We start from the raw sequence: 7,141 nt of genomic DNA on the forward strand, positions 1-7,141 counted from the left end.
GGACCCCCGGGGCGACGGCACGCGGACCCGGACGGCCTCCTCACCAGGCCCCCGGGTCCGCCCCGTCCAGGGCGAAGACCGAACCGTCGGGAGCGCTGCCCACGACCAGCCGCCCCACCGTCACCGGCGCGGGCAGGTCCGAGGCGTGGGCGAGCCTCCCGCCGCTCAGCCGGGCCCGGCTCTGCCCCACCAGCGCGCCCCGTTCCGTATCGACCGCCAGCAGCCGCCCGTCGGCGGCGGAGAAGTACAGCAGGCCGCCCTCCCCGAGCACCGGGGCGGACGCCCGCCCCACCCCCGTCTCCAGCCGCCACAGCTCGGCCTTCCCACCGCCCGCCCCTCCGGCCCCGGTGTCGACGGCGAGCAGCGAACCGCCCCGCCCCAGCAGGTACGCCGCGTCCCCGGCCATCGCCACCTGCGGCCCGTCCAGGGCGAAGGGCAGCGCGACACGGGTGGACGCGCCGGTCGCGGGGGCGTACCGGACCAGCTCCGCGGTGTCGGAGTTCTCGTCCATCGCCGTCAGCACCAGGTCCCCGGACCCGGCCGTGGAGACCGGGGTCAGCACCCCGTCCAGGCGCCGCTGCCACGCGGCCCGGCCGCTCGCGGCGTCCACCGCCGTGACCAGGGTCGAGGCGCCGGACGGCGTGTGCTCGAAGGCGTAGGCGAGCCCGGAGCCCCCGTCGTAGAGCGAGAAATCGGGCCGCACGTGCCCCACCAGCGGCTTCTCCCAGCGGGTCGCCCCGCTCGCCCCGTCCAGCGCGGTCACCGTGCCGTCGTCCGCGACGGTCAGCAGGGCGCCGCCCGCCGGGAACACCTCCCCGAGCCGCGCGGGCAGCGCGGCGCCCCGTACGGCGGCCCCCGCCACCGGGTCGAGGGCGCGCAGCCTTCCCTCCGGCCCGGCGGACAGCACGACCGCGCCCGCCACGATCGGGGCCCGGACCTCCGGGGCCGAGGGGGAGGAGGGGGCCGACCACAGCACGCGCCCGTCCGCCGGGTCGATCCTGACCGTGCCGGCTCCGGCCGCCGAGCAGTACAGCGCCTCCGGCGAACCGCCGGCCGAGCAGACAGGCGTACCGCCCCCGGCCCGCAGCGCGGTACGCCACGGGGTGGCCGCGCCCTCGCCCGCCGCCCCCGCCCGGCCCTCCGCACCGGCCCGGCCCGGGCCCGTACCGCCGCCCCACACCGCGTACGCCCCCGCGCCCGCACTCGCCACCAGCAGCAGGAGCGCCGCCGCCACGATCAGCCGGACACGCGGCAACCGGCGGCGGGCCGGAGCCGCGCCGCGCACATGCGTGTCCTCCTCCGCACCGTCCCGCTCCCCGTCCGCCACCGTCACCGCCGCCACGACCGCCGGCCGCCGCCGCTGCGCCGGTACGAACGCCTCGGCCGCGTACGACGGGGGCAGCAGCGCCTCCATCACCTCGTCCGGCGTCGGCCGGTCCGCCGGGTCCTTCGCCAGGCAGCGGGCTACCAGCGGCGCCAGCTCCTCGGGCACCCCGCTCAGATCGGGCTGGTCGTGCACCACCTGGTACGCCACGATGTACGGGCTGTCCGAGTCGAACGGACCCCGGCCCGTCGCCGCGTGGACGATCACGGCCCCCAGCGCGAACACGTCGACCGGCGGTCCGACCTCGCGCGGTCGCTGGAACTGCTCGGGGGCCATGTAGGGCGGCGAGCCGATCAGCTTGCCGGTCTCGGTGCGCAGATCACTGTCGTACGGCCGAGAGATCCCGAAGTCGATGACCTTCGGGCCCCCGTCGGTCAGCAGCACGTTGCTCGGTTTCAGGTCCCGGTGGATCACCCCCGCCCGGTGGATGTCCCGCAGCGCCTCGGCCAGCCCGGCGGTCAGCCTGCGCAGCGCGGCGGGGGACATCGGGCCGTTCCGCTTCACCTGCTCGGCGAGCGTGGGGCCGGGGACGTAGAGGGTGGCCATCCAGGGCCGGCCGGCCTCCGGATCGGCGTCCACGACGGGCGCGGTGAACGCCCCGCTGACCCGCCGCGCCGCCGCGACCTCCTGCCGGAACCGCGCCCTGAACTCGGGGTCCGCCGCGTACGGCGCGTGCACCACCTTCACCGCGAGCTGCATCCCCGAGGCCGAGCGCGCCAGATGCACGACCCCCATGCCGCCCGAGCCGAGACGGGCTTCGAGACGGTAGGCGCCGGCGTACTGCGGAAACTCCGCTTCCGGATGCGTTCCGGGCTCGCGCAGCGGCGGCATCCGCCCACCCCCGTGTGTTCGTGCGCATGCGACGCACGGAGCCTAATGGATGGTGCGTTCGAGAAGCACGGGGCTTGCTAGCCTGCGCGTCGTACGCGTCGGCGTACACGATTCTCAACGGGGGAGAACCACATGAGCGTTGAAGAGAGCACGCGGGAACCGGCGGCGGCCGAGGCCGTGGACGGGCCCGCCGGGACGGCCGCGGTCGCGGCGGAGGCCGCGACCGGCACCCGCTATCCGATCGCCCCGGGCTACCGGGTCAACGTCCGCACCGGTCCGGGCACCGGCTACCGCATCGTCAGGACCCTGCCGTACGACCAGAAGATCCCGATCTACTGCCAGAAGCCGGGGGAGTGGGTCACCGGCCCGTACGGCACGTCGAACCTCTGGGACAACATCGCCAACGGCCAGTTCGTCGCGGACGCCTACGTCTACACCGGGCGCGACGGCTACATCGCACCGCGCTGCGACTGACGGCTCCGCCCCGGGGGCCCGGGGCCCGGGGGCGCCCGACCGATCTCCACCGGGTCCGCGACATCGGGCACGGCGTCCCGCGGCGTGGCCGGAACGCCCGAACCGCTCCGCGGCGAGGGCGCTCCGGCACCTCGCGACGCGCCGCACCGGAGGCCGCGTCCTCTCCGGCCCCGATCCGCCGGACAGCGCCTGCGGGGATAATCGACCGCGTGAGCGAGAACAGCGCAGCCCCCGGCACCCCGCCGCCCGCCGGAGGAACACCCTCCGGGACCACCACCCCCTCCGGCTCCGGCCCGCGACCCGAGCCCCTCCGCTTCTTCGGCACGACCTGGGTCGACCACGACGGCGGTTACGGCCTCCGGCGCGTCGGCGTCTCCGTCGGCTCGCTGGCCGCCGCGGCGGCCTCCTGCTTCGTCCTGCGCTTCGCCTACCAGGGGCTGGAGATCGCGGACGTCGGCGGCTTCGTCGGGGTGCTGGTCATCGCGATGTTCTCCGTCTGCAGCGCCATCGCGTTCCGCAAGACCTGGGAGGGGTTCGGCGCCCGCCCGAAGGACCCGGACCGCGAGGACGCCCTGCGCGGCCTGAAGTCGATCGGCTTCATCGGCTCGCTCCTCGCCTACTTCGTCCGCTCGCTCACCGAGGCCCCGGGCGAGAGGCTGCGCCGCGCCGAGTACGAGAAGGCCCGCGACCGGTTCGAGAAGCGCCGATCGACCCGCACGGGGAACCCGGCGACCCGCAAGCGCCCGAAGCGCCGCTGACCCCACCGCCCCCGCCCGGCCCCCCGCACACGTACCGTCGGCCCGCCGGGTTGTGGGGCTTCCCGCCCACGTTCCACCGGGCCGCCGGGTTGTGGGGCTTCCCGCCCACGTTCCACCGGGCCGCCGGGTTCCCCGCACAGGTACCGCCGGGCTCCCCGCGCCCGACCGGTTCCCTCCCGTACGGTCCGCGGGCCGCCGAGCTCCCCGCATCCGCTCCATGAACGGCACCCACCCCGGAGCGGTGCGCCCCCCCCCACGCCCCGCGTACGTCCCGCGCGCCGCGCCCTGCCCGCCGAGCCGCCGAGCAGCGGGGCTGCTGGGCTTCCCGCGCCCGCCCCGCTCATCGCGCCCGCCCCGCTCACCGCGTACGTTCCGCCAGGTCGCCAGGTCGCCAGGTCGCCAGGTCGCCAGGTCGCCGGGTCGCCGGGTCGCCGGGTCGCCGGGTCGCCAGGTCGTCAGGTCGTCAGGTCGTCAGGGCGCCAAGGCGCCAGGCTCCCCGCACCCCTGCGGCTGACCGCGTACGTTCCGCAGCCTGCCGGACTCCCCGCCCCCGCTCCCCGAGCGGCACCCACCCCGGGCCGGCGCGCCCCCACGCCCCGGGTACGTCCCGCGCGCCCACGCCCCGCGTACGTCCCGCGCGCCGCGCCCTGTCCGTCGAGCCCGAGCCGCACCTCTTCCCCTCCGGCCCGCCGACACCCCCTCGGCGAGCCGTGCCGTTTTCCGACTCCACCCGCCCCACCCCCTTGACGGACGGATCCGCTGCGAGAAGAATTCATCACATGATGAATTACGAGCGGACGTCTCCCCCTCCTCCCCCACCCGACCCCGCGATCGAGGCACGCGGCCTCACCGTCGTCCGGGGCGACCGCACCGTCCTGCACGCCGTGGACCTCACCGTCCGCCCCGGCCGCATCACCGGCCTCCTCGGCCCCTCGGGCTGCGGGAAGACGACGCTCCTGCGCGCGGTGGTCGGCACCCAGGCCAAGGTCACCGGCGCCCTCGACGTCCTGGGCCGTCCCGCCGGGAGCCCGGAGCTGCGCCCCCGCATCGGCTACGTCACCCAGGCGCCCTCCGTCTACACCGATCTCACCGTCCGCCAGAACCTCGACTACTTCGCCGCCGTCCTGAACCCCGGCCGCGCCCACCGCAACACCCGCCGCGACGCCGTCGCCCGCGCCATCGGGGACGTCGATCTCACGAGCCGCGCCGACGCCCTCACCGGTGCGCTCTCCGGCGGCCAGCGCAGCCGGGTCTCCCTGGCGGTCGCCCTTCTCGGCGCTCCGGACCTGCTGGTCCTGGACGAGCCGACCGTGGGGCTCGACCCCGTGCTCCGCCGGGACCTCTGGGACCTCTTCCACCGCCTGGCCGCCGACCGCGGCACCGCGCTGCTGATCTCCTCGCACGTGATGGACGAGGCCGAGCGCTGCCACCGCCTCCTCCTCATGCGGGAGGGCCGCATCCTCGCCGAGGACACACCCGAGGCCCTGCGCCGCCGCACCGGTACGGAGACGGTCGAGGACGCGTTCCTCCACCTGGTGGACGACGCCGCACCCCGCACCGAGGAGGCCCCCCGATGACCGCCACCGCCGGCCGCGTCCTGCGCCAGCTGACCCACGACCCCCGCACGATCGCGCTCCTGGTGATCGTCCCGGTCCTGCTGATCACCCTGCTCCGGTACGTCTTCGACGGCGCGGCCGGGACCTTCGACTCCACCGGGGCCTCCCTCCTCGGGATCTTCCCGCTGATCACGATGTTCCTGGTGACCTCGATCGCCACCCTGCGCGAACGGACCTCGGGCACCCTCGAACGCCTCCTGTCCCTCCCGCTCGGCAAGGGCGGCCTGATCGGGGGGTACGCCCTCGCATTCGGCGCGGTCGCGGTCGTCCAGTCGGCGCTCGCCACGGCCGTCTCCGTCCTGCTGCTGGGGCTGGACGTGGCCGGCTCGGCCTGGCTGCTGCTCCTGGTCGCCCTGCTCGACGCCCTGCTCGGCACCGCGCTGGGCCTGTTCGTCTCGGCGTTCGCCGCCTCCGAGTTCCAGGCGGTCCAGTTCATGCCGGCCGTGATCTTCCCCCAGCTCCTGCTCTGCGGCCTGTTCACCCCGCGCGAGGCGATGCATCCGGCTCTGGAAGCGGTCTCGAACGTCCTGCCCATGTCGTACGCCGTCGACGGCATGAACCAGGTCCTCCACCACACCGGGATCACCGGCGACTTCGTGCGCGACATCGCCGTGGTCGCGGGCAGCGCCCTCCTCGTCCTCTGCCTCGGTGCGGTCACCCTCCGCCGCCGGACACCGTGAACACGCCGATGCGAGGATGACGGGGAGCAGCACGGTCCGGCCCAGAGCACAGCCCAGCACCGCCCGGAGGGTGAACGCATGACCCAGACAGTCGCAGTCCTCGGCACCGGCAAGATCGGCGAGGCCCTGCTCAGCGGGATGATCCGGGCAGGCTGGCGACCGGCCCACCTGCTGGTGACCACCCGCCGGGACGAACGCGCCCGGGAACTGCACACGCGGTACGGGGTCGAGTCCGTCACCAACGCGGAGGCGGCCAAGAACGCCGACGTCCTCATCCTCGCGGTCAAGCCGCAGGACATGGGCAAGCTCCTGGACGAGCTCGCCCCGCACGTCACCGCCGACCGGCTGGTCATCAGCGCCGCGGCCGGCATCCCCACCGCGTTCATCGAGGACCGGCTCGCCTCCGGCACCCCGGTCGTCCGGGTCATGCCGAACACCCCGGTCCTCGTCGACGAGGGCATGTCCGTCATCTCCGCCGGCAGCCACGCCACCGGCGCGCACCTGGCCACCGCCGAGGAGATCTTCGGCGGCGTCGGCAAGACCCTGCGCGTACCGGAGTCCCAGCAGGACGCGGCCACCGCCCTTTCCGGCTCCGGCCCCGCCTACTTCTACTTCCTGGTCGAGGCCATGACCGACGCGGGCATCCTGCTCGGCCTGCCCCGCGCCCAGGCCCACGACCTCATCGTCCAGGCCGCCATCGGCGCGGCCGTCATGCTCCGGGACAGCGGTGAGCACCCGGTCAAGCTGCGCGAGGCCGTCACCAGCCCGGCCGGCACGACGATCAGCGCCATCCGGGAACTGGAGAACCACGGGGTGCGCGCCGCCCTCATCGCCGCCCTGGAAGCGGCCCGCGACCGCAGCCGCGCCCTGGCCTCCGGCAACGGCTGACCCCCGACCGGACGCACCGCCCGCCCCCGGCCGCAGGCGCGTCCGGCCGGGGGTTGACACGCCCAGGACGCATCCGTAGTGTGCTCCGAGTTGTCCGACGTGAGCGCCGACCCCGGTCGGTCCCCGGACAGCCATTCCGCAGTAACCACGACAGACACGCGACTTCGGTTCGCATGTCTTTTCGTGCGCCCATGCGAAATGAGGAATCCGCGTTCGAAGGAACGCACCCCGATTAGCGTCGGGGCGCAGGAATCCGCTAAAGTCTCACTCGTCGGAACGGCCCAAGGGCCGGGAAGACAAATCCCGCTGACTGGGAATCAGGCCCGAAAGGATCTGATAGAGTCGGACTCGCCGGAAAGGGAGAACGCGGAAGCGGGAGACCTGGAAAGCGAAAAGGCAGGATTGCGGGGCCCGTTTCGACCGGGAATCGGACACGAAAGAGTCTGATAGAGTCGGAAACGCAAGACAGCAGGACACAGAAGAAAACGAAGGGAAGCGCCCGGAGGGGCC

Annotated in this window: 6 protein-coding genes; 5 read left to right on the plus strand and 1 reads right to left on the minus strand. The window is 74.5% G+C overall.

Translation table 11 applies throughout. The features are described from left to right. Nucleotides 1-40: 40 nt before the first annotated feature. Complete coding sequence (locus ACH4K1_RS20330; RefSeq protein ID WP_398090671.1) at nt 41-2,215, minus strand: protein kinase; 2,175 nt, start codon at nt 2,213-2,215, stop codon at nt 41-43. 132 nt (nt 2,216-2,347) lie between these two features. Between ACH4K1_RS20330 and ACH4K1_RS20335 the strand changes: the two genes are divergently transcribed. The 5 genes from ACH4K1_RS20335 (at nt 2,348) to proC (ending at nt 6,631) form a co-directional block, all read left to right on the plus strand. Continuing rightward, nucleotides 2,348-2,689, plus strand: a complete 342-nt coding sequence (locus ACH4K1_RS20335) for an SH3 domain-containing protein (protein ID WP_398090672.1) — start codon at nt 2,348-2,350, stop codon at nt 2,687-2,689. A 209-nt stretch (nt 2,690-2,898) separates the two neighbouring features. Continuing rightward, entirely contained in the window at nt 2,899-3,447 is a 549-nt protein-coding gene (locus tag ACH4K1_RS20340) for a hypothetical protein (RefSeq protein ID WP_398090673.1), read from the plus strand. Between the two features lie 779 nt (nt 3,448-4,226). Further along, a complete protein-coding gene (locus ACH4K1_RS20345; protein WP_398090674.1) occupies nt 4,227-5,024 on the plus strand; it encodes an ABC transporter ATP-binding protein in 798 nt (265 codons plus the stop codon). After that, nucleotides 5,021-5,743, plus strand: a complete 723-nt coding sequence (locus tag ACH4K1_RS20350; RefSeq protein ID WP_398090675.1) for an ABC transporter permease — start codon at nt 5,021-5,023, stop codon at nt 5,741-5,743. The genes ACH4K1_RS20345 and ACH4K1_RS20350 overlap by 4 nt, the downstream gene beginning before the upstream one ends. Before the next feature lie 78 nt (nt 5,744-5,821). Then, nucleotides 5,822-6,631 (plus strand): pyrroline-5-carboxylate reductase, encoded by an 810-nt coding sequence (gene proC / locus ACH4K1_RS20355; protein ID WP_398090676.1) that lies wholly within the window; start codon nt 5,822-5,824, stop codon nt 6,629-6,631. Nucleotides 6,632-7,141: the final 510 nt, after the last annotated feature.

This window comes from Streptomyces sp. NPDC017448, from assembly GCF_044330565.1.
Classification (GTDB): domain Bacteria; phylum Actinomycetota; class Actinomycetes; order Streptomycetales; family Streptomycetaceae; genus Streptomyces.